Genomic DNA, 21,172 nt, shown 5'->3' on the forward strand with positions numbered 1-21,172 from the left:
GACCGGCACCGGCAACGGCGCGGCGAACGGCAAGGTCCACGCCTCGCGGATGAGCAACGGCAACGCGGACGCCGACGGGATCGCTGCCGTGCTCGGCGCGCAGACGGAAGACACCGACACCGACACCGACACCGTGATCCTCGCCATCGGCACCCCGACCACGCCGCGCGCGTTGCGTTCCGGACAGAGCCTGCGCTCCACCCGTACCGACGCGCCGGCGTCAGCAGCGGCGACGCCAGCGCCGGTCGGCCTTTCTCAGGACGACGCAGGGACGGATGCCGCGGCGAGCCGCTCCGCGACCCGCTCGGCATCCCTCACCCCAGGCCGCGTCTCGACGCCTGCCGGCGCGGCCGCGGCCTCTCCGGCGACTCCGGCAAGCCCGGCGACCGCGACGACACCCGCCGTTCCCGCCACACCCGCGACCCCGGCCCGCGCGGCGGCCCCCGGCGCAGCCGCAACCCCGGCCCGCCCGGCGACCCCCGGCGCAGCCGCAACCCCGGCCGACCCCGCCGAACCGGCGGAGCCCGCCACCCCGGCGACCCCCGCCACCGCGGCGACCCCCGCCACCGCGGGCGCATCCACCGCACCGGCCGGTCCGACCCCGTCGGAGCGGGGAGCTTCCGCAACCGCGTCCGTGGCAGCATCCCGAACGCGGGCCTCCGAACCCGCCACTCCCGAGGCTCCGACCGCTGCGTCGCCGGTTCTGCCGACGGCCGCGGCGCCGCTCGCCGACGACGCGGAACCGGTCACGGCAGCGTCGCCCGCCCTTCCTGCGGCCGCGATGTCCTAGCACCCCGCCGTAGACTGGAGGCCATGTCCGACACGCCGAACGTCACGCCCGTCCCCCCTGCCGAACCGGCACCGGGAACCCGCGCGCCGCTCTCGGCGATCGACCTGGTCGCCTTCGTCTGCGAGATCCTCGCCTTCGGCACCCTCGCGCTGTGGGGCTTCACGATGTGGCCGTTCCCGTGGAACATCGTCGCCGGAATCGCGGCACCGGCGGTCGCGATCCTGCTCTGGGCATTGTTCGTGTCGCCGCGCGCGGTGCTCGCGGTGCACCCGTTCGTGCGGGCGATCGTCGAGCTGCTCGTGTACGCGTCGGCGACCATCGCATGGTGGTCGATGGGCAACGCCTGGATCGGGCTCGCCTTCGGCGTCGTCGCGGTCACCGCGGGAGTCATCGCCGGCCGCCGGCGTCTGTCGTGAACCCGGGCGCGGACGCGCTCACCCTGCTGCGCGCGGAACTCGGCGACCGCATCGACACCTCGCCGGAGTCGCTCGCCGCCGCACGCGCCGACAAGTCGGGGCATGCGGCATCCGGTCAGCCGATCGCCGTCGTCCACGCGCGCAGTGTCGCGGATGTCCAGCAGACCCTCCGCATCGCGAGCCGCACCGGCACCCCGGTCGTCACGCGCGGCGCCGGCACCGGGCTCGCGGGCGGCGCGAACGCGGGCCACGGCGAGATCGCCCTCTCGGTGCGCGGGATGGACCGCATCCTCGAGGTGCGTCCCGACGATCTCCTCGCCGTGGTCGAGCCCGGCATCCTGAACGCCGACCTGAACGCCGCACTCCAGCCCTATGGACTCTGGTGGGCGCCTGATCCCGCGAGCCGTGCCATCTCCACGGTCGGCGGCAACATCGCTACCGGCGCCGGGGGCCTGCTCTGCGCGAAGTACGGCGCGGTGCGTGATGCGGTGCTCGGCGTCGATGTCGTGCTCGCAGACGGACGCCTGCTGCGTCTCGGGCACCGCACCGTGAAAGGCGTGAGCGGTCTCGATCTGACGTCGCTCGTCATCGGCTCAGAGGGGACGCTCGGTGTCGTCGTCGGCGCGACGCTGAAGCTGCGCCGGCTGGTGCCCGGCCAGGTCTGCACGATCGCCGCCACCTTCTCCGACGTGCGGACGGCGGCCGAGGCATCCGCCGCCGTCACCGCGTCCGGTGCGCAGCCCGCGATCATGGAGCTGATGGATGCCGCTTCCCTCGCGGCCGTGCACGCGCTGCTGTCCCTCGACGCGCCCACGCCGGGCGCCGCCCAGCTCACGATTCAGACGGACGGGGCGACGGCCGTCGCCGAGGCCGACGCGATCGCCGCGGTGCTGCGCGTCGCCGGCGGGAACGTGGCGGTGTCGCACGACCCGGCGGAGGGCGAGCGGCTCCTCGCGATCCGCCGCGCGATGCACCCGGCCATGGAGTCGCTCGGCACGGCGCTCATCGAAGACGTCTCGGTGCCCCGCAGCGCCCTTCCCGCGATGTTCGACGAGATCGCGCGCGTCGAGCGCGAGCACGGCATCGTCATCCCGACCGTCGCCCATGCGGGCGACGGCAACCTGCACCCGAACTTCATCTTCGCGGGCGAGCCCGACGAGTTCGGCGTGGTCGAGGCGCCCGAGCACATCTGGGCGGCGGCCGACGACCTTTTCCGCGCCGCCCTGCGTCTGGGCGGCACCCTCACCGGCGAGCACGGCGTGGGCGTGCTGAAGCGCCGCTGGCTCGCCGACGAGCTCGGCGACGATCAATGGGAGCTGCAGCGGCAGATCGCGCGCGTCTTCGACCCGCAGGGCATCCTCAACCCCGGCAAGGTCTTCGCCCCCTGAATCCGCCCGGTCGCGTCGCCGGATCAGGTGACTTCGCGGAGGTAGGACAATTCGCGCCGAAACGCCCTACCCCGGCGAAATCACCTGATCTCGGCACGGGCACGTCGGCCCAAGGGCTCTGTCAGGCGGCGGGCGGATAGATCTGCACGGGGTCGCCGTAGGGTGCCGGGGGACGTTGCGCGAGGACGATGGCCACGATGCCGAGGGTCACCGGCGCCGCGAACGACGCGAGCTGTCCCAGCCCGAAGAGCAGGATCAGCCCGTCGACCTCGGTCCTGCTCTGGTCGATCCCCATCGCGATCAGCAGCACCTGGGCGAGGATCTGCGGCACGACGACGGCGGCGAGCGCCCACGCGGGCGCCCAGCGCACCCGTCCGGTCACGACGCCGGCGCGCGCGATCTGCACCACGAGCACGACCGCCGCGGCAATCCTCACGGTCAGCGAGACGTAGCCCCAGACCTGATAGAACTCGGCGGTGCCGTCGCTGAAGGGCATCGCCCACGTCAGCACGCGCTCCGCGAACGGCCACAGCGCGAGGACGAGCGCAGCCGTCACGCCCAACGGGCGTCGCTCGATGATGCTGCCGCCGCGCCCCACTCCGAAGGCGAAGACGAGCACGCTCGTCGAGAACGCGGCGACCGAACCCCAGTAGAGGACAGTGTGGAACGGCAGACTCGCGCCGAACGCGTTCGGCGCCGCGAACGCGGCGACAGCACTCACGATGAGGAGCACACCGCCGAGCATGAGGGTCCGCGCCAGCCCGTCAGCGCGGGCCCGCGCCGGCGCCGCCGTGGCCCCGGCGACGTCGCGCGGCGCGCCGGTGCCCTGTGGAACGGGTGGGGGGACCGTCACGCCGTCGGCGGCATCCGTCATGCCGTCAGACTACGGCTCAGATGCCCTGCCAGTCGGGCTTGTTGTCGTAGGCGTAGCGGTAGTAGTCGGCGCGGGCGAGCTGCGACGCCGCAGCCTCGTCGACGACCACGGTCGCGCGGGGGTGCAGCTGGATCGCCGAACCGGGCAGCGACGCTGACAGCGGCCCCTCCACGGCGCCCGCGACGGCGGCGGCCTTGCCCTCGCCGAAGGCCAGCAGCACGAGGTGCCGTGCACGGAGGATGGTGCCGAGGCCCTGCGTGATGCAGTGCATGGGCACATCGTTGATCGAGTCGAAGAAGCGGGCGTTGTCGCGGCGGGTCTGCTCGGTCAGGGTCTTCACGCGGGTGTGCGACGCGAACGACGAACCGGGCTCGTTGAACCCGATGTGGCCGTCGGTGCCGATGCCGAGGATCTGCAGGTCGATGCCGCCCGCCTCGCGGATGGCGGCCTCGTACTCCTCGCCGTGGTGCTCGATGCCCTCGGGGGTGCCGTCCGGCGTGCGGATGCGCGACGGATCGAGGCCGAGTGGCTCGACGACCTCGCGCGTGATGACCGAGCGGTAGCTCTCAGGGTGCGCCGGGTCGATGCCGACGTACTCGTCGAGCGCGAACCCGCGCACACGTGACACGTCGACGCCGTCGAGGCGCGAGCGCAGCGCCTCGTAGACGGGCACCGGCGTCGAGCCGGTGGCAAGGCCCAGCACCGTCTCGGGGTTCGCGCGGAGCAGACCCGCGATGTGGTCGGCGACGAGGGCACCCGCGGCTGCCTTGTCTCGGACGATGACGATCTCAGCCATGAACCAATGCCTCCTGGGCGTCGTGTGCGGCGTCGCCCTCGGCACCCACCAGCGCCGCGCCGAGAGCGGCGGCCGGTGAACCCGGCGGCAGCAGCTCGACCCGGTCGGTCAGGTGCAGCGAGCGCATGAACGGGGATGCCTCGGCACTGGCCGAGAGCTCGGCTGCGACATCCGTCATCAGTCGATCGCCCAAGGCCGTCACACCCCCTCCGAGGACCACGATATCGACGTCCGCCGTCAGCACCAGTACCCGGACCGCGGCCGCCACACCGCGCGCGAGTCCGGCTCGCAGCTGCCGAGCCGACGGATCGCCCTCATCGGCGGCGTCGAAGACGTCGCGCACCGGCAGCGCCGAGCGCTTCGCCCACCGCTCGGCGATCGCTCCCCCGCCCGCGAACGCCTCGATGCAGCCGCGCTGACCGCAGCGGCACAGCGGGCCGTTCGGGTCCACGGAGATGTGCCCGACCTCGCCGGCGGTGCCGCGCGCGCCGCGCCACAGCACGCCGTCCGACACGATTCCCGCCGCGATGCCCGTGCCGAGGTTCAGGTACGCCATCGAACCGGGCGCCGGCGAGCCGTTGCGGGTGTGCAGCGCCTGCGCGCCGAGCGCCGCCGCCTTGACGTCGTTCTCGACCTGCACGGGCAGCCGCAGTCCCGGGGCGACGACGCGCAGCTTCGGTGCGACCATCGCCGCCAGGTCCATCTCGTCGACGCCGAGGTTCACCGCGTGCACGACGCGACCGGAACCGGGCTCGATCTGACCCGGGATGCCGACCCCCACCGACCGCACGGCCGACAGGTCCACACCTGCCTCGGCCCCGAGTGAGCGCACCGCGTCGACGACCGTCTGGCCCACGGCATCCGGGCCCCAGCCGGTCGCCATGCGGATTCGCCCGGCGATCGCCCCCGTGTCGTCGACCGCGACCGCGTCGGTCTTGGTGCCGCCGATGTCCAGCCCGACCCTCATCGGCCGGCCTCCCCACGGAGGAAGGCCGTGTCTTGCTGCGCGCGCATCAGCCCTTGACCGCCCCCGCGACGAGTCCGCTGGTCATGCGGCCCTGGACGATCACGAAGAACACGATGACCGGGATCGCGACGATGGTCGATGCGGCCATCACCTCGCCCCAGTCGATCGCGCGGCTCGAGCTCTGCTGCACGAAGCCGCGCAGCCACAACGGCAGGGTCTGGTTCTCGGCGTTCATGATCACCAGCGCGACCGTGAACTCGTTCCAGCACTGCAGGAAGGCGAAGACGCCGGATGCCACGAGCCCCGGTGCGAGCAGCGGCAGCGTGATGCGCATGAAGGCCTGGGTGCGGCTGAGGCCGTCGACCATCGCCGCCTCCTCCAGCTCGACCGGAACACCCGTGACGAAGCCGCGGAGCATCCACACCGTGAACGGCACGACGGCAGCGATGTAGAGCAGGCTCAGGCCGAAGACGTTGGACAGCAGCCCGAGCTCGCTCATCATCTTGTACTGCGCGATGAACAGGCCCTCGGCCGGCAGCATCTGGATGATCAGGATCGCGAGCACGAAGGTGGTGCGGCCGCGGAAGCGGAACCGGCTGATCGCGACCGACGCGAGGAAGGCGAACAGCAGGCAGAAGAACACCGCGATCAGCGTGACGGCGACGCTGATGCCGAGCGCGCTGAAGAACGAGCCGTCGACGACGCCGCGGTAGTTGGCGAACGAGCCGCCGAACGGCAGGAACGTGGGGGTGAACGACTCCAGGGTGGCCGACGACAGCATCGACGAGTTGACCATCCAGTAGACGGGGAACACCCAGATGAGGGCGGCGATGATCGCGAGGATGCTCCAGCCCCAGGTCGCGGCCGAGCCGCGGCGCCGGCGCTTCGCCGCCGGTGCGGAAGTCCGGATGGCTGCCGGCCGGGTCGGCGCCGGCGGAGACGCGAGTTGTGCGGACGCGGACATCAGACCTGGTCCTCCTTCAAGAGACTGCGGATGTAGAACCAGCTGAGGACGATCGTCAGCGCGAGCACGAAGATCGCCATCGCCGCGCCCTGACCGAAGTTCAGGCCGGCGACGCCCATCTTGTAGATGTAGGTGCCCAGCAGGTCGTAGTCGCTGGAGTTCGACCCGGCGTCCTGGAGCATCGTGATCTGCGTGAACACACGCAGATCCCAGATCAGGTTGAGGAGCAGCACGATCATGATGACCGGGCGGATGATGGGCAAGACGATGAAGCGCAGCCGCTGCCAACCGGTCGCGCCGTCCAGCTGGCTGGCCTCGACCATCTCGGTCGAGACCTGCGTGAGGCCGGCGTAGGCCGAGAACGCGACGAAGGGCACCGACATCCACGTCACGATGATCGAGGCGACGATGAAGAAGACGAACGGCTCGCCGCCGATCCAGTTGAACTGGTTCATGTCGACGCCCGGGATGAGGTCGAGCAGGTAGTTGACGACGCCGCGACGGCGGTCGAAGAGCCAGATCCAGACCGTCATCGCCGCGACGACGGGCATGGCCCAGGCGAGCAGCAGCGCGATCTGCAGGGTGATGCGCACGCCCGAGGGGACGCGGGTCATCAGCAGGGCGAGTGCCATGCCGACGACGACCGTGATCAGTGCCGTGACGAGGCAGAAGAGCACCGAGCGGATCGCGACTTCCCAGAACGTGGGGCTCGTGGCGACCGCGATGTAGTTGTCGAGGCCGACGAAGTCGGGGGCCTTGCCGCCGAGCTGCTGCAGGGCGCCGTACTTCTGGAAGGACGTGATGATCTGCCAGACGACGGGATAGCCCATGCCGAACAGCAGGATGGCGATCGCGGGGATCAGCAGGAAGAGGGGAACCGGTGTGCGGCGTCGGGCTCCGACGGATTCGTCGGAGCGACCGCCGCGCTCGGCGCTGCCGGCGCGGAGCTTGCCTTTCGGCTTCAGTGTGGTGGGGGCAGGAACCGCCATGCCCGCCTCCTTCAGGGGGTGTCGCAGGGGACCGGGGTCGCGGACGCGTGTCCGCGACCCCGGGATTGCTGAAGGTCTCAGCCGTTGATGATGGCGTCGATCTTCTCGTCGTACTCCTCAGCCAGCGCGGGGATGTCGCCACCCGCCGCGACCTTGCCGAAGAACTCCTCGAGGATCTTCTGGCCCTCGACCGCGGCCCAGCCCGGCGCGGCCGGGGTGAGCTTCGAGTTCAGGGCCGAGTCGATGAGCGCGGTGGCGAAGATGTCGTCGCCGAGCGAGTCGACGAACTTCGTGTTCGCCGGGCCCAGGCCGTTCTCGCCGAGCATCTGCTGGTACTCGTCGGAGAAGATGATGCGCAGCAGCTCCTTGGCGCCCGCCTGCTTCTCGCTCTTCGCCGAGACTCCGACGTTCGAGCCGCCGGCGAAGACGGGAGCCGCCTCACCCGCGGTCGTGCCAGGGAGCGGGAAGACGCCGAATGTGTCGTCGTTCCACTCGCGGACCTCCGACACGGTGCCGTCGTCAGCCGTCTTCTCCTCGACGAAGTCACCGATCGACCAGTGCGCCCAGCCGGGTGCGATGATCGTGGCGGCCGTCGGCGGGTTGCCGGTCTTGTCGTTGTTGATGTTGACCCACGGCGTGCTGTCGTCCTCGGTCGCCGGAGCGTTCGAGGCGTTCTGGAACAGGTCCTGGAACTGCTCGAGGCCGGTGATGGTCTTCTCGTCGCTCAGCGTCGAGACCCACTTGTCACCGTCCTTCGTGGCGAGCTCGCCGCCGTTGGCGAAGATCCACGAGACGCCGTTGCGCCAGTCCTCGCCGCCGAGGTAGAAGCCCGACTGGTCGGCCGTGCGGAGCGTCTTGACGTCCTCGTTGAACTCTTCGAGCGTCGTGGGCACCTCGAGGCCCGCGGCCTCCCAGATGTCCTTGCGGTACGTGATGTAGCGCGAGCCGAAGTAGTACGGCAGCGCGTACTGCGCGCCGTCGACCGTGCCGACGTCGACGAACGACTGGAGCAGGTCGTCGCCGCCCAGGTCGTCGTAGACGGCGCTCAGGTCGCTGAAGGCACCCGAGGTGGTGAAGGTCGGCGACCAGGTGTTGCCGATCTCGGTGACGTCAGGGGTGTTCTTGGCATCGGGAAGCTGGTTGGCCAGCTTGGTCAGCGCATCGCCCCACGACTGCTCTTCGATCGTGAGGGTGCCGCCGGTGGCCGCGTTGTACTCGTCCTTCAGGTACTCGCGCAGTTCATCGGGGGTGTCGCCACCCATGACCCAGAAAGTGATGTTCTGGTTCTCGGCGCCTTCGGGGTCGAACCCCGCGGCGTCGTCCGATCCACCGGGGGTGGTCCCGCCGGCGCAGCCGGCGAGCACCAGTGCCGAGGCGCCGATGAGCGCTACGGCTCCGAGCGTCTTCTTCATGGTGTCTTCTTTCGTGTCTTCTGTGGGTGTTCGGGTGGGCCGGGTGACCCATCCGGGGGGAACCGGGGTTCCGGGCGTCGGCCCGGACGGTGCGACCAGCGGCTCCCTGGGGAGCCTCCGGAGCGATGGCGCTGCGTCAGGACACCCCGAGTTGTCCTGACAGGACCATGACGGCCGCGCCGCGCAGGACGATGTCCTGGCCTTGCTCCGTCATCCGCACGCGCACGCCTTCGTCGACGGACGGCGCGAGAGTGCGCGCGCGGAGGGTCTCGACGGTCTGCTCCGCGAGGGAGCCGCCGAGGAGTTCAGGGGGGCCGGAGAGCACGATCTCCGAAACGTCGAGTGTGCCGACCACGGGGGCGAGCGCAATGCCGAGCCGCTCCCCCGCGTCGCGGAGGATCCCCTCGCGGGCTTCGGAATCGGATGCCGCACCCAGCCGCGACGACAGCGAGGGCACCGACAGCCAGGCTTCGAGGCATCCCACCTTCCCGCACGCGCATTGCGGACCGCCGTCGGTGCCGACGGTGACGTGGCCGATCTCACCCGCCGCGAAGCGGCTCCCGCGCATGGGCTGGCCCGCGAGCAGCAGCCCCGAGCCGACGCCGCGCCCGACCTTGACCAGCAGCACGTCGTCCGGAGCGCCGCCGAACGTGTACTCCGCCAGCACCGCCGCATTGGCGTCGTTGGCGACCAGGACGGGCACCCCGAGAGCACTGCGCAGCGCCCCTTCGAGATCGAAGCCCGCCCAGCCGAAGTTCGGCGCAGTGAGGATCACACCGCGGTCGTCGACGACACCGGGCGTGCCGACGCCGATGCCGAGCACGGGCGCGTGGGAGTCCGCGACGAGTCCACGAGCGAGCTCGACCACGGTCGAGACGACGTCCTCGTCGGCGGGAAGCGCGACTTCGCGCCGGGCGACGATGCTGCCGTCGAGCGTCAGCACCGCGCCGATGAAGGTGTCGCTGCCCGACAGGTCGAGCCCGATGATGCGGTGCCCGGCGTGGTCGAGGTCGACGAGGATCGCCGGCTTGCCGGGGCCGGAGGCCTCGCGCACGCCCATCTCTGCGACGAAGCCGTCGGCGATGAGCTCTGCGACCAGATCCGAGATGGTGACGCGTGTCAGCCCGGTCTCGCGGGAGAGGTCGGCCCGGCTCATCGCTCCCTGATGGAACAGCGTCTGCAGGACGAGAGCGCGGTTGTGACCGCGGGCGTGCTCGGGGAGTACTTTGGTCCCCTGACGCAGCGTGCGTCCGGGGGCGAACGCTCGGGCATTCCCGGTGTGCGGCGCGTCGACGAGGGAAGGGCCGCGTTGCGCTTCCGTGGGTGACATGTTTGTTAGTAGACCTTACGAACCACCTTTTCGCAAGTCTTCGGCGATATTTGAACGGATGCTTTACAAAACCGTGACCTGCGTGTCCACGGCAATTGCGGCGCGGTGCGTCGGTTTCCGTGCGTGACCGGCGATTCGTCTGTGATGAGGACGTGACCTCGCGACCGGTTCGCGTCCCTTACCATGAGGGAACGCGTTGATCACATTCGGGGGTGAGGCGTGACAGATCTGGCGACCCAGTCACATGCCGGAAAGGCGTCCGGGGATGACGCCGTCGACACTGAGCAGGACGTCGACACCGAGGCGACCGCCACGGCCGATTTCGAGCCGTCGGACGCTTCGGACGCTTCGGACGAACAGGATGCCGTGACTCAGGCGGACGCCGTCACGGCGGACTCCGACGTGCCCTCGGCGGGCACTGAGGTCTCCCCCGCCGTCGAGGCCGAAGCCGACACTGCGGAGCCTGAATCCGCAGAGGAGCCCGAGGCTACCGATCCCGAGGCCACGGAGCCCGGGGCGGAGGTCGAAGAGACCGAGGCCACGGACCCCGAGACCGAAGAGCCCGGGGCGGAGGCCGAAAAGACCGCGGCCACGGAGCCCGAGGCCGAAGAGACCGGGGCCACGGAGCCCGAGGCGGAGGATTCCGACGCCGAGCAGCCCGCGGCCGAAGAGCCTGACGCCGATGAGCCGGAGTCGGAGGTCGATACGGACGACGCCGACGGGCCGGAGGCCGAGGTCGACTCCGACGTCCCAGAGGTCGCGTCCGAGAACGCGCCCGACGCCGACCTCGAGACCGTCGCCGTGGCGACCGCCGTGCTGGCACCGGCCGCATCCCTCGACGTCGCGCCCGCTCCGGCCGTGGCACCCGCACCCACAACCGACTTCGCTCCCTCGACAGCTCCCGCCGAAACCGCGGCGGATGGAACCGTGTACTCCTGGGCTCCCGCGGAGCCGAAGCCCAAGAAGAAGCACACCGCAATCTGGATCAGCGCGGCAGCCGGCGTCGCCGTCCTCGGCCTCGTCGTCACCTCGCTGCTGCTGATCGCCCCGGGCACCACGGTCGCCGGCGTCGCGGTCGGCTGGATGACACCCGGTGCCGCCGCCGGCGCGATCGAGCAGCGGCTGGCCGAGACCACGGTGGTGCTCACCGGCGACGGCGGCGACGTCGAGCTCACAGGCGCCGAGCTGGGAGCGTCGGTCGACGCCCAGGCCCTCGCCGACGCGGCCTTCGCCGAGCACCCGATGTGGAACCCGACGGCGTGGTTCGCTCAGACCGGCGCCGAGGTCGAGATCGACACGCCCACCGCGGTCGAGTCATTGCAGAATGCCGCGCCCGACCTCTTCACGGACCCGATCGACGCGACGGTCGCATTCGACACCGCGTCGACGTCGTATGTCTCGACGCCCGCCGCGTCCGGCAGCGGCGTCGATGTCGCCACCGTGCAGCAGGCGCTTCAGGCCGCGTTCGAAGCCGGCAAGGCGAGCGTGAACGTCGACCCTGTCATCGCTGAGATCCCTGCGGCGATCTCGACCGAGACCGCCGCCGACACGGCGACGAAGCTCAACGGCGTGCTCTCGAACATCGGCTTCTACGTCGGCGACGAGCGCACCGTGCCCGTGGATCCCGCGGTGGCGGCATCGTGGATCACGCTCGACCAGGGCGACGACGGCGCGATCATCGTCGATGTCGACGAGCAGAAGATCCAGAGCGTCGTCGACACCCTGCCCGGCCTCGTGAACCGCGACGCCGTCAACGCGACAGTCGTGACGAACAGCGCAGGCAAGGCGCTGCCCAACCCGGTTTCCAGCGGCGTCGAGGGCCGCAGCCTCGACAGCACCGACGGCATCGCGGCCGCGTTCGCCGACCAGCTCGCCGGCGGTGACGGCGTCTACCAGCTGCCGGTCACCGCGACCCCGTTCACGACGACGAACCTCGCCCGGCGGATCGATGTCAACCTCAGCACGCAGCGGGCGACGCTCTTCGAGAACGATCAGGTCGTCCAGTCGTTCGTGATCTCGTCGGGGGCCGCCAGCACCGGGACCCCGACCGGGAACTTCACCGTCTACGCGTACACGTCCATCACCGACATGGGCGCCCTGTGCTACAACCCGAACGCGGTGAACAGCTACTGCACCGAGGACGTGCCGTGGGTCACCTGGTTCTATCCGGACATCGCCTTCCACGGAGCCAGCGCCTTCCGTTCCTCCCTCGGATTCCCGCAGAGCCACGGTTGCGTCAACATGTGGGACGACGCCGCGAAGTTCATCTACGACTGGTCGCGCGTCGGCACGGAGGTGTCGGTGCATAACTGACCCACACCCTGAACAGATGAGAAGAGCGGATGCCCCGGGACGGGGCATCCGCTCTTCTCATCTGCGTGCGGGTCAGAGACCGTCGATCACCGCGTTGAACGTGGCAGACGGACGCATCACGCCGGTCACGAGCTCGGCATCGGGGCGGTAGTACCCGCCGATGTCGACGGGCGCGCCCTGCACCGCGACGAGCTCCTGGACGATCTGCTCCTCGGCCGCGGCCAGCGCCTCGGCCACGGGGGCGAAGGCCGCCGCGAGCTCGGGGTCGGCCTGCTGCTTGGCCAGCTCCTGGGTCCAGTACAGGGTCAGGTAGAAGTGGCTGCCGCGGTTGTCGATCGTGCCGAGCGCGCGCCCCGGCGACTTGTCGTTCTCGAGGAACGTGCCGGTCGCGGCATCCAGCGTGTCGGCCAGCACCTGCGCCTTGACGTTGCCGGTGTCGTCGGCGAGATGCTCGAGCGAGGCGGCGAGCGCGAAGAACTCGCCGAGCGAGTCCCAGCGCAGGTAGTTCTCGGCGACGAGCTGCTGGACGTGCTTCGGCGCCGATCCCCCGGCGCCGGTCTCGAACAGTCCACCGCCGGACAGCAGCGGGACGATTGAGAGCATCTTGGCGCTCGTGCCCACCTCGAGGATCGGGAAGAGGTCGGTGTTGTAGTCGCGCAGCACGTTGCCGGTCACCGAGATCGTGTCCTCGCCCTTGCGCAGGCGATCGAGCGAGTACTGCGTCGCCGCCGCCGGGGCGAGGATCTCGATCGTGAGGCCCTCGGTGTCGTGGTCGGCGAGGTAGGTCTTCACCTTGGCGATGAGCTCCGCGTCATGCGCGCGCGTCTCGTCGAGCCAGAACACCGCGGGGGCGCCGCTCGCGCGGGCGCGCGTGACGGCGAGCTTCACCCAGTCGCGGATGGCGACGTCCTTGGTCTGCGTGGCGCGCCAGATGTCACCCGGCTGCACGTCGTGCTCGAGCAGCACGTCGCCGGCGGCGTTGCGCACCTGCACGACGCCGGGGGCGGCGATCTCGAACGTCTTGTCGTGGCTGCCGTACTCCTCGGCCGCCTGGGCCATGAGGCCGACGTTCGGCACCGAGCCGATCGTCGCGGGGTCCAGCGGACCGTGCGCGTTGACGTCGTCGATGACCGTCTGGAAGACGCTCGCGTACGAGGAGTCCGGGATGACGGCAAGGGTGTCGTCCTCGCCGCCGTCGACGCCCCAGAGCTTGCCGCCGTTGCGGATGAGCGCCGGCATCGAGGCATCCACGATCACGTCGGACGGCACGTGCAGGTTCGTGAGGCCCTTGTCGGAGTTCGTGTACGAGAGGCGGGGCCCGCGCTCGAGGTCGGCCGTGATGGCCGCCGCGATCTCTTCGCCGCCCTCGATCGACGCAAGACCGGCGAGGATCGCGCCGAGGCCGTCGTTGGGGGTCAGGCCCGCCTCGGCGATCTTGTCGCCGTACTTCTCGAACACGTCGGCGAAGTACGCCTTGACGACGTGGCCGAAGATGATCGGGTCGCTGACCTTCATCATGGTCGCCTTGAGGTGCACCGAGTAGAGCACGTCGTCGGCCGCGGCATCCTTCAGCGTCTGCGCCAGGAACGCGTCGAGCTCGGCGGCCGAGAGGAAGGTCGCGTCGATGATCTCGCCAGGCAGCACCTTCAGGCCGGTCTTGAGCTCGGTGACCGTGCCGTCGGCGCCCACGTGCTGGATGGTGAGCACGTCGTCGCCGGAGGAGACGAAGGACTTCTCGTTCGAGCGGAAGTCGTCGTGCCCCATGGTCGCGACACGGGTCTTCGACCCCTGCGGGAACGGCTTGTTGCGGTGCGGGTGCTTGCGGGCGTAGTTCTTCACCGAGAGCGGCGCACGACGGTCGCTGTTGCCCTCGCGCAGCACGGGGTTGACAGCCGAGCCCTTGATGCGGTCGTACCGCGCGCGGACGTCCTTGTCTTCGAGGGACTGCGCTTCGTCCGGATAGTCCGGGATGTCGTAGCCCTGCGACTGCAGCTCGGCGATCGCGGCCTTCAGCTGGGGGATCGATGCCGAGATGTTCGGCAGCTTGATGATGTTCGCCTCGGGCAGCGTCGCCAGGCCGCCGAGCTCGGCGAGCGCGTCGCCGACCTGCTGCTCAGGCGTCAGGTTCTGCGGGAACGCCGCGAGGATGCGGCCGGCGAGCGAGATGTCACGTGTCTCGACATCCACCCCCGCCTGGCGGGTCACGGCCTGCACGATCGGCAGGAACGATGCGGTCGCGAGAGCCGGAGCCTCGTCGGTGTAGGTGTAGATGATGGTGGAGTCGGTCACCTGTCACGTCCTTCTTGCGGGTCGGCCATCAGCCTATCGCAAGCACCCGAGATATCTCGACGTCAAGAGATCTCTGCTCCTGGTAGGGCCGTGTTTCTGCGGTTCCTGCCCGATGTCACCACTCGAGATCGAGACGACGTCGCGCGTGAACACCGTGTAAATCCCGAACCCGCGGAGTGCTGGATGTCGTCATCCGGGCTAGCCTGGGCCCCATGGGTGATCTGCGACTCGTCGAACTGTCCGCCGCGACCATCGTGGCGGTCAACAATCTGTCGCTGAAGCCCGGCCAGGAGGAGTACCTCTCCCCCGTCAGCTACGGCATCGCGGCGACCGTGGTCAACCCGCAGACGACGTGGCAGCGCGTCGTGCTCGACGGCGAGGAGGTGGTCGCCTTCGTCAGCGCCAACTTCGACCCCGACAACCCGGTGGATCATTTCCGCTCGGTGCTGTGGCGCATCAACGTCGACGCCGATGACCAGGGCCGCGGCGTCGGCCGCTTCGCCGTGAAGGGGCTCATCGAAGAGGCGCGCAACCGTGGGATGGACCACCTCTGCGTCATCTACGAAGCCGGAGAAGGCGGCCCGCAGCAGTTCTTCGAGCGCGTAGGCTTCACACCGGTCGGCGAGACCGAGTACGGTGAAGTCATCGCAGAGATCCGTCTCTGACGCCTACCCGCACCATTACCGACAGCTTTCCCCACGCAGCGCCCTCGGGCGCCCCAGAGACCGGCGGCGGGGCCTCGAATACCCCTCCCCCATCGAGGCCTCGTCGCCTTCTCGTTCCGTCGTCGAAACGCTTGCGGGTGAACCGCTAGTGTGAGGCCGTGCCGAGATTCGACCTGTCCCCCGCCGACCTCGCGACCTACGCTCCCGAGGTCCGCGAGCCCGCTGATTTCGACGATTTCTGGACCGCCACGATCGCAATGTCGCGACAGTGGGATTCCGCACCCGAGGTCACGCTCCTCGACACGCCGTACACGCTGATCGACGTCTTCGACGTCACGTTCCCCGGCTTCGACGGCGACCCGGTCAAGGCGTGGCTCACCCTGCCCGCCGGCGCCGAGGGTCCGCTGCCGACCGTCGTCGAGTTCCAGGGCTACGGTGGCGGCCGCGGCCTTCCCGGCGAGCGGATCGGCTGGGCCGCCGCCGGCTACGCCCACCTCTTCATGGACACGCGCGGCCAGGGATCGATGTGGGGTTCGGGCGGCGACACGCTCGACCCGCACGGCACCGGCCCGTCGTCGTCCGGCTTCATGACCCGCGGCATCGAGGACCCCGCGACGTACTACTACCGCCGGGTCTTCACGGACGCCGTGCGCGCGATCGACGCCGTCCGCACGCTCCCGCAGGTCGACGCCGACCGTGTGGCCGTCTGCGGCGCGAGCCAGGGCGGCGGCATCGCGATCGCGGCGGCGGGTCTCTCCGACGGTCTCGTGGCCGTCATGCCCGATGTGCCGTTCCTCTGCCACTTCGAGCGCGCGGTCGGCCTCACCGGCGACGACCCCTACCAGGAGGTCGTGCGCTACCTTGCGGTACACCGCGGCGCCGACGAGCGGGTATTCGAGACGCTGTCGTACTTCGACGGCGTGAACATGGCGAAGCGGGCGGATGCCGCAGCCCTGTACTCCGTCGCGCTCATGGACACCATCTGCCCGCCGTCGACCGTCTACGCCGCGTTCAACCGCCACGAGACGGCCGACAAGCGCATCGAGGTCTACACCCACAACGGCCACGAGGGCGGCCAGGCGTTCCAGTTCCCGAAGCAGGCCGCCTTCCTCGCATCGCTCGTCTGACGCGAGCGGAAACGTACCCTTTCGCGATTCCCGGTCAGCGGATTCGCGAAAGGGTATGTTTCCGAGCGACGCGCTGCGTCACACCGCCTCGAGGTGGAGGACGAAGGCCTGCACGGGCCAGAGCGTCGGCAGCTGCAGGCCGATCTCGGCGAGGAGCGACCCCGGCAGCTCGATCTCGCCGGCGGTGAACCACTCGGGCGCGATCCACCCGTACTCGGCCGCGCCGATCTCCCGCCGCACCCGCACGCGGTAGCGGCGGTCGGGGTCGAGGCCGGGCAGCCGCAGGCGCTCGGCCCGGGCGTCTTCGAGGCTGGCCACCGTCGCCACGACGACGACGGCCGCCGTTGCGCCCACGAACGCCGTCGCGCGCCAGGCCGGATCCCGCAGTTCCGGGTGCAGCACGCGCCCGCCGTGGACGACGGGCCGCAGCTCTTTGTAGAGCGCCGCGAAGCGCGCGATCGCCTCGGTCTCCGTCTCGTCGCACGACAGGATGTCCCACTCGAAGCCCGCGGATCCCATGAGGCTCGTGGCCATGCGGTACGACAGCGCCGTGGTGCGGCCCGACGAGTGCGAGGTCGTCGGGCCGACGTGGGCGCCGACGAGTTCGGGCGGCAGCAGCAGGCCCGTCCACCGCTGGATGTCCTGCCGCTCCACCGGGTCGTTGGAGTCGCTCGCCCACACGCGGTCGGTGACGTCGAGGATCCCGAGGTCGGTGCGCGCGCCGCCGCTGGAGCAGGACTCGATCTCGAGCGCCGGGTGCGCCGCCTTCAGCTCGGCCAGCAGCGCGTACACCGCCGTCATCTGCGCGTGCCCGCCGGGGCGTCCGGCGTGGACGCTCTCGACGAGGTCGCGGTTGTGGTCCCATTTGATGAAGTCGATGCCGAGCTCGGTCACGAGCGCGCCGATCTGGCCGAAGACGTGGGCGTAGGCATCCGGGTTCGCCAGATCCATGACGTACTGCCCCCGCCACGACACCTGCTCGTCGTGAGCGAGATGGCCGGGGTCGTGGAGCAGCCAGTCGGGGTGCGCGCGGGCGACGTCCGAGTCGAGGCTGATCATCTCGGGCTCGAACCACAGCCCGAACTGCATGCCGTGCCCGTGCACCCGCTCGGCGAGCGGGCCCAGGCCATCCGGCCAGACGGATCGGTCGACGGTCCAGTCGCCGAGACTGGTCGAGTCGTCGCGGCGCCCCTGGAACCAGCCGTCGTCGAGCACGAACCGCTCGATCCCCACCTCGGCCGCGCGGTCGGCGAGCGCGGCGAGACGGGCTGGATCGTGGCCGAAGTACACGGCCTCCCAGGTGTTGAGCACGAGGGGCCGCGGAGACGACGGATGCTGCGGCCGGGCCCGCAGCCACGTGTGGACGCGGTGCGCGAAACCGTCGAGCCCGGCGCTACTGTGCACGAACGCCGCTCGCGGCGCGCGGTACTCGTCGCCCGGAGCGAGCCGGACCTCGCCCGGACGCAGCAGCTCGCCGGCGCCGATCAGGGTCACCGCATCGGTGACGCGGTCGACGCGGGTCGTGAGATCGCTCGACCATGCGAGGTGCACGCCCCACAGGGCGCCGTCCTGCCAGCGCGGCGCCCCGATGGCGGCGATCGCGGCGACGGGGCTGTCGTGCCCCGGGCGACCCCGCCGTGACTGCCGCACCGTGGCGCCGGCGGGCATCGGGGTCGCGACCGGGCGCTTCTCGCGCGTCCAGCGACCGTCGAAGGTCAGCAGCGTGTCGGTCGTCGACGGCACCGGCAGTGTCGCCTCGAGCCAGTCGACGTCGATGGGCGCAGCCTCGGCTCCACCCTGGTGAGCCAGCGTGTGTCCCACCCACACGACCCCGCCCGCTTCGATGCCGATCGTGATCGACAGACGCAGAGCGGATGCCTCATCCCGCGCCCTGATCGTCAGCGCGGCGTCGTCGGCGTCGATCCCGTCGACGCTCCAGCGCGCGTGGTGCAGCACGCCGTCATGGCGCAGCTGCATGCCCGGGCGGCCGGTCCATCCGTCGCCCTCCTGCGGCGAGAGCGACAGCTGCCACGCGCCATCCAGGCTGCCCGGCGAGGTCTGCCGGCTCAACGCGTGGGCGAGCGCCTCGGCATCGGCATCCGTGATCGCACCGACCGGCGCGCCCCAGTGCAGCACGCGCGGCAGACCCGCACCGCGGGCGTCGACGATCACGCTGATGCCCTCCTTCTCGAGACGGATGAAGCCGGAAGTCATGCGGTGGTCCTCTCAGCGGGCGGTCGTTCGCCGGTGCCGCGCGGCACCAGCCACGTCGGCATCTCGAGCTGACGCGTGAAGCCGGCCGGGTCCTGCATACGCTCGATGGCGAGCGTCGCAGCGGCGCGACCGAGCGCCAGCGGGTCGTAGTTGATGACGGTCACGCCGAGCACATCGGCGGTGTCGAAGTCATCGAAGCCGATCAGTGCCGTCTCGGCGTCGTGCCGATCCCGCAGCACTCGGAGCGCGGCGACGGTCACCCGGTTGTTGCCGGTGATGATCGCCGTCGGCGCGTCGTGCTGGTCGAGCAGGTCGGCGATGAAGCCGTCGGCAGGCCGCGCGAGATCGTCGGCGAGCCGCTCCCACCTCGACGAGTCGGCGATGCCGTAGGCGGCGAGCGCGTCGCGGTAGCCACGCAGACGCTCGGCCTGCGTGTAGACGGATGCCGGGTTGCAGACGTAGCCGATACGGCGATGGCCCCGCTCGAGCAGGCGCGTCGTCGCCTCGAAGACGCCCTTGTGGTTCTCGAGGACGATCGAGTCGGCGACGAGGTTGCGCGCCGGACGGTCGATCGCGATGATCGGCGTGCCGAGATGCCGCTCGCCCTCGAGGTAGGACTGGTCCTCGGCCACGGGGATCAGCAGGAGCGCCCCCAGGCGCTGACTGAGGAGCGCGTCGGCGACACGCTCCTCGCCCTCCGCCGTGTCGTCGGTGGTCGCGACGACGAGCGAGTACCCGCTCGCCGCCAGCTCGCGCTCGATGCCGGCGGCGAGCTTGTAGTAGAACGGGTTGCTCAGCTCGCCCATGATGAAGCCGATCGTGTTCGTCGGCCCCCCGCGGCGCAGGTTCCGCGCGAGCGGGTTGGGCCGGAAGCGGAGCCGCTTGGCCGCCGCGAGCACCCGGTCTACGGTGTCGGGCGCGACGAGGTCTCGGTGCGTGAAGACGCGGGATACCGTCTTCGAGCTCACGCCGGCGAGCCGGGCGACGTCTTCGAGTGTCGCGCGCTGCTGAACCGTCATCGGTGGGCCTCCTTGCCGTGCCGGGGTTCACGGTAGCACTGGATCGCCCGCAATGTCCACGTGGGACATTCAGCGGACATTGCCACGCGCTAGCCGTTCACAGCGTCATATTTAGACCTGGTTGTGCGGCCTTTACGGTTCATGGATTCGAATCGGACACGACAAGACAGCGCTGACATCGAACGCTTGCGGAACCGTTTCGAGTGTGTCTAATCTGACGGCGCGACGAACCACGCAACGGTGCGACGACGCGCACCGGCAGTTCAAGGGCGAACCTGACAAGGAGACATCACATGGCGAAGAAGGCATTCGCGGGCATCGCGCTGCTGGCCACGGCCGCGGTCGCGATCAGCGGCTGCGCCGGCGGCGGCGCGAACGACGCGGACAACACGATCGACGGCGAGGTCAAGGGCGACATCAAGGTCGTCACCTGGCGCACCGACCTCGTCGAGGACGGCACGTTCGAGAAGTACGCCGAGGAGTTCAACAAGGAGTACCCCGACGTCAAGGTCACGTTCGAGGGCATCACCGACTACGCGGGCGAGATGCTCACCCGCATGAGCACGACGAACTACGGGGACGTCATCGGCATCCCGGCCATCAAGCCCGACCAGTACGAGCAGTTCCTCGAGCCGCTCGGCGAGACGGCCGACTTCGAGGACACGTACCGCTTCCTTCCGGCCGCAAGCTACGACGGCACGCAGTACGGCATCGCATGGGGCGGCAACGCGAACGGCGTCGTCTACAACAAGAAGATCTTCGACGAGGCGGGTGTCACGGAGCTTCCCACCTCCCCCGAGCAGTGGCTGGACGCCCTGCAGAAGGTCAAGGACAACACCGACGCCATCCCGATGTACACCAACTACAAGGACGGCTGGCCGCTCACGCAGAGCTTCGGCAACCTCGGCGCCATCACCGACGATCCCGACGCGCCGATCACGATGGCGGAAGACCCGGCCCCCTGGACTGAGGACACGGACGTCTACGCGATCGACGGTCTGCTGTACGACACGGTCGCGGCCGGCTTGACCGAGGACGACCCGCTCACCACCAACTGGGAGCAGTCGAAGGTCGACCTCGGCACCGGCAAGATCGCCACCATGCCGCTCGGTTCGTGGGCCATCTCGCAGATGCAGGCCGCCGCCGAGGAGAACGGCGCATCGGCGGACGACATCGGCTACATGGCGTTCCCCGCCAACGTGGACGGCACGCAGCTCGCCGTCATCGGCGGGGACTACAACCTGGCCGTGAGCAAGCACTCCAAGGCCAAGGCCGCCGCGTGGGCGTGGATCCAGTGGGTCGCCGAGGACTCGGGCTACACCGAGGCGCAGGGCATGATCTCGCCGGTGCTCGACAAGCCGCTTCCCGAGAACCTGCAGGGCTTCGAAGAGGCGGGCGTCGAGCTGATGGAGATGAACCCTGCCCCCGCGGGCAAGGAAGGCCTCATCAACAACATCGCCGATGACTCGCAAATCGACCTGTACGGCCCGATCTACCGCCAGAAGCTCGTCGACATCGCGCGCGGCGCCGCCGACGGCGACAAGGAGAGCTACTTCGCCGAGCTGAACGAGCGCTGGGGCGCCTCGGTCGAGAAGCTCGCAGGCTGACCGGGAGGACGG

General features: G+C 70.0%; 16 protein-coding genes and 1 pseudogene. 7 read left to right on the forward strand and 10 right to left on the reverse strand.

Going from position 1 to position 21,172, the window contains the following annotated elements:
* The 3 genes and pseudogenes from B1729_RS12015 to B1729_RS12025 all read left to right on the forward strand — a co-directional run.
* A pseudogene (locus B1729_RS12015) lies at positions 1-790 on the forward strand (hypothetical protein); the annotation flags it as partial.
* A 23-nt stretch (positions 791-813) separates the two neighbouring features.
* Positions 814-1,206 (forward strand): YrdB family protein, encoded by a 393-nt coding sequence (locus B1729_RS12020; RefSeq protein WP_163617569.1) that lies wholly within the window; start codon positions 814-816, stop codon positions 1,204-1,206.
* Entirely contained in the window at positions 1,203-2,594 is a 1,392-nt protein-coding gene (locus tag B1729_RS12025; RefSeq protein WP_239539611.1) for an FAD-linked oxidase C-terminal domain-containing protein, read from the forward strand. Before B1729_RS12020 ends, B1729_RS12025 begins: the two co-directional genes overlap by 4 nt.
* Before the next feature lie 121 nt (positions 2,595-2,715).
* On the opposite strand, the gene B1729_RS12030 is transcribed toward B1729_RS12025, so the two are convergent.
* The 7 genes from B1729_RS12030 to B1729_RS12060 all read right to left on the reverse strand — a co-directional run bounded on the left by B1729_RS12030 (position 2,716) and on the right by B1729_RS12060 (position 9,926).
* A complete protein-coding gene (locus B1729_RS12030; RefSeq protein ID WP_163632923.1) occupies positions 2,716-3,468 on the reverse strand; it encodes a hypothetical protein in 753 nt (250 codons plus the stop codon).
* 16 nt (positions 3,469-3,484) lie between these two features.
* The gene (locus tag B1729_RS12035) at positions 3,485-4,264 is read right to left on the reverse strand and encodes a glucosamine-6-phosphate deaminase (RefSeq protein WP_163617566.1); all 780 of its coding nucleotides are present in this window, start codon (positions 4,262-4,264) and stop codon (positions 3,485-3,487) included.
* Complete coding sequence (locus tag B1729_RS12040) at positions 4,257-5,231, reverse strand: ROK family protein (protein ID WP_163632925.1); 975 nt, start codon at positions 5,229-5,231, stop codon at positions 4,257-4,259. The genes B1729_RS12035 and B1729_RS12040 overlap by 8 nt, the downstream gene beginning before the upstream one ends.
* 46 nt (positions 5,232-5,277) lie before the next feature.
* Positions 5,278-6,195 (reverse strand): carbohydrate ABC transporter permease, encoded by a 918-nt coding sequence (locus tag B1729_RS12045; protein ID WP_163617564.1) that lies wholly within the window; start codon positions 6,193-6,195, stop codon positions 5,278-5,280.
* A complete protein-coding gene (locus B1729_RS12050) occupies positions 6,195-7,184 on the reverse strand; it encodes a sugar ABC transporter permease (RefSeq protein ID WP_239539612.1) in 990 nt (329 codons plus the stop codon). The genes B1729_RS12045 and B1729_RS12050 overlap by 1 nt, the downstream gene beginning before the upstream one ends.
* 77 nt (positions 7,185-7,261) lie before the next feature.
* A complete protein-coding gene (locus tag B1729_RS12055; RefSeq protein ID WP_163617563.1) occupies positions 7,262-8,596 on the reverse strand; it encodes an extracellular solute-binding protein in 1,335 nt (444 codons plus the stop codon).
* Positions 8,597-8,732: 136 nt separating this feature from the next.
* Positions 8,733-9,926 carry an ROK family transcriptional regulator gene (locus B1729_RS12060; protein WP_163632927.1) on the reverse strand — a complete coding sequence of 398 codons (1,194 nt, stop codon included), beginning with the start codon at positions 9,924-9,926 and terminating at the stop codon, positions 8,733-8,735.
* A 219-nt stretch (positions 9,927-10,145) separates the two neighbouring features.
* On the opposite strand from B1729_RS12060, the gene B1729_RS12065 reads away from it, so the two are divergent.
* Positions 10,146-12,239 carry a L,D-transpeptidase gene (locus B1729_RS12065; RefSeq protein WP_239539613.1) on the forward strand — a complete coding sequence of 698 codons (2,094 nt, stop codon included), beginning with the start codon at positions 10,146-10,148 and terminating at the stop codon, positions 12,237-12,239.
* 72 nt (positions 12,240-12,311) lie between these two features.
* On the opposite strand, the gene B1729_RS12070 is transcribed toward B1729_RS12065, so the two are convergent.
* Entirely contained in the window at positions 12,312-14,528 is a 2,217-nt protein-coding gene (locus B1729_RS12070) for an NADP-dependent isocitrate dehydrogenase (protein WP_163617561.1), read from the reverse strand.
* A 212-nt stretch (positions 14,529-14,740) separates the two neighbouring features.
* Here B1729_RS12070 and B1729_RS12075 point away from each other — a divergent pair, with 212 nt between their 5' ends.
* Both B1729_RS12075 and B1729_RS12080 read left to right on the forward strand, forming a co-directional pair.
* Positions 14,741-15,193: a GNAT family N-acetyltransferase gene (locus B1729_RS12075; protein WP_163617560.1), complete on the forward strand. Its 453-nt coding sequence runs from the start codon at positions 14,741-14,743 to the stop codon at positions 15,191-15,193.
* A 158-nt stretch (positions 15,194-15,351) separates the two neighbouring features.
* On the forward strand, positions 15,352-16,320 hold the full coding sequence (locus B1729_RS12080) for an acetylxylan esterase (protein ID WP_163632929.1): 969 nt from the start codon (positions 15,352-15,354) through the stop codon (positions 16,318-16,320).
* A gap of 78 nt (positions 16,321-16,398) precedes the next feature.
* Here the strand turns inward: B1729_RS12080 and B1729_RS12085 are convergent, their stop codons facing one another.
* Positions 16,399-18,534 (reverse strand): alpha-galactosidase, encoded by a 2,136-nt coding sequence (locus tag B1729_RS12085; RefSeq protein WP_163632931.1) that lies wholly within the window; start codon positions 18,532-18,534, stop codon positions 16,399-16,401.
* On the reverse strand, positions 18,531-19,553 hold the full coding sequence (locus B1729_RS12090; protein ID WP_163617557.1) for a LacI family DNA-binding transcriptional regulator: 1,023 nt from the start codon (positions 19,551-19,553) through the stop codon (positions 18,531-18,533). The genes B1729_RS12085 and B1729_RS12090 overlap by 4 nt, the downstream gene beginning before the upstream one ends.
* Positions 19,554-19,846: 293 nt before the next feature.
* On the opposite strand from B1729_RS12090, the gene B1729_RS12095 reads away from it, so the two are divergent.
* The gene (locus tag B1729_RS12095; protein WP_163632933.1) at positions 19,847-21,160 is read left to right on the forward strand and encodes an ABC transporter substrate-binding protein; all 1,314 of its coding nucleotides are present in this window, start codon (positions 19,847-19,849) and stop codon (positions 21,158-21,160) included.
* The last annotated feature ends 12 nt before the right edge of the window (positions 21,161-21,172 follow it).

The sequence above is a fragment of the Microbacterium sp. B35-04 genome (assembly GCF_010634885.1).
Taxonomy (GTDB): Bacteria; Actinomycetota; Actinomycetes; order Actinomycetales; family Microbacteriaceae; genus Microbacterium.